3 protein-coding genes are annotated in these 984 nt (G+C 40.9%); all 3 read left to right on the top strand.

What is annotated here, in order from left to right:
* Positions 1-147, top strand: a 147-nt coding sequence (locus AB4496_RS27505) for a fumarate hydratase C-terminal domain-containing protein (RefSeq protein ID WP_372133143.1), incomplete at its 5' end; no start/stop codon positions are given.
* A 164-nt stretch (positions 148-311) separates the two neighbouring features.
* Positions 312-497, top strand: a complete 186-nt coding sequence (locus AB4496_RS27500) for a hypothetical protein (RefSeq protein ID WP_004734731.1) — start codon at positions 312-314, stop codon at positions 495-497.
* A 211-nt stretch (positions 498-708) separates the two neighbouring features.
* A partial coding sequence (locus AB4496_RS27495; RefSeq protein WP_372133140.1) for a YcjX family protein occupies positions 709-984 on the top strand: 276 nt, incomplete at its 3' end.

Raw genomic sequence — 984 nt, 5'->3', positions numbered from 1 at the left:
TTTGAAGATCTCGGTATGGAAGCGATCTACGAGTTTGAAGTTGAAGATATGCCGGTAACGGTTGCGGTTGACTCTAATGGCGTGAACGCGCACCAGATCGGCCCTGACACGTGGAAAGTGAAAATTGCTGAAGCTGAAAAAGCATAATTAACCGACGCCAAAAAATTGTAATTGTCGCTAACTTCAGCGTTTGAATTGCAAATCTTGACAGAAAGTTGAAGACAAAAGTGCAGCATTATTTGCACTTTTGTCTTATTATCAATGATATAGTGATAAACACATAGTTTGATATAAGAACATAGGAGAGAGGAATGCCTCGTTTTATTCAGATCCTACAGATTATCTTGGCAGTGGTGATTGGTGCTTTTGTTGGTTACGACCTGATCTTGAAAGGGATCAGTATCTTTGATAATAAATACGTGACGATTACTTGTGCACTTTGGCTAATCGCAGAGATTGCACTGTTTGTTATCTACAAGTTGATTGAAGACGATTAAGAGTCAGATACCGCAGACAAATTCTAAAGCCCCTGATTATGAATGTAGTCAGGGGCTTTTATTCATCTAGCATTAAGAATGGGTATTGCATACTCACCACTATTAGTAAAAGAAAAAGCAAAAGCATACAAACAACCCTAATAGGGAAAGAACATAGGCTAGCCTATCTATTATCATAACCGACTGGCCTAATTATCACGGAGTCGTTCAAATGAAACACCTAACTCAAGAAATGAGTGACTTTATAAGCAGAGGAACGGATTCTCACATTCGAGTAGCGGTCACGGGGCTTTCTCGTGCGGGTAAGACAGCATTCATTACTTCGCTGGTTAATCAGCTTCTTCATACGTCTACCCACAAAAATCTGCCTCTACTTGCATCGGCGAGAGATGGCAGAATTATTGGCGCAAAGCGCATCCCGCAACAAAACATGATGATCCCACGTTTCTCTTATGATGAAGCGATGGAGTCGTTGAATGCACAACCT

This window comes from Vibrio sp. 10N.222.46.A1, from assembly GCF_041473595.1.
In the GTDB taxonomy this organism is placed as follows: domain Bacteria; phylum Pseudomonadota; class Gammaproteobacteria; order Enterobacterales; family Vibrionaceae; genus Vibrio; species Vibrio tasmaniensis_A.
Note: the sequence above shows the minus strand (reverse complement) of the source record. Positions and strands in the feature narration are given on the sequence as shown.

Coding starts and splice junctions, on each gene's coding strand:
- AB4496_RS27500 (WP_004734731.1), top strand. CDS start 312: ATGCCTCGTTTTATTCAGATCCTACAGATTATCTTGGCAGTGGTGATT.